The organism is Limosilactobacillus pulli, from assembly GCF_947381555.1.
Taxonomy (GTDB): Bacteria; Bacillota; Bacilli; order Lactobacillales; family Lactobacillaceae; genus Limosilactobacillus; species Limosilactobacillus pulli.
Map to the genome: position 1 here is coordinate 1 of NZ_CANCWQ010000082.1, position 485 is coordinate 485.

A 485-nucleotide genomic window follows, 5' to 3' on the forward strand; every position below is an offset into this window, starting at 1 on the left:
ATCCACTTGTAGTAAGCATCTCGAGTAATACCTGCGATCTCGCTTAAAGTGCTGATTGGCCACCCGTACTCTTCATTTAGTTCTTTGATGGCTTGTTGTTTGAAGAACTTTTCGCCTCCCGATTGCGAATTTCTATTAATTTTTTTGCGAAAGCGACCTCCATCTCATTCCGTTTCACTTCGGCCTTCAATAGCCGATTCTCCGCTCTTAATTTATCTAGTTCTGTCCACTCGGCTTTTGGCTTAGCCTTACCCCGCCGATCACGAAGTGATTGCGGGTCATTACCACTCTTGCGATATTTCTGATACCAGCCATAGACTTGTTGGTAACTCACGTGATACTTATCTACAGCCCAACTGTAATTAACATCGTGCTTGATTAAGTCTTCAATAATCGATAATCGTTCTTCAAAAGTAGTTTTGCGTCCTGGCATAATTGAATCTCGCTTTCTCGGTGTATAAACCGTGGCTTTTGATTCATTATAC

General features: G+C 42.1%; 1 protein-coding gene. It reads right to left on the bottom strand.

Features of this window, described 5'->3' with window-relative positions; genetic code table 11:
• Positions 1-76: 76 nt before the first annotated feature.
• A partial coding sequence (locus QOS03_RS09255; RefSeq protein ID WP_283576194.1) for a helix-turn-helix domain-containing protein occupies positions 77-485 on the bottom strand: 409 nt, incomplete at its 5' end.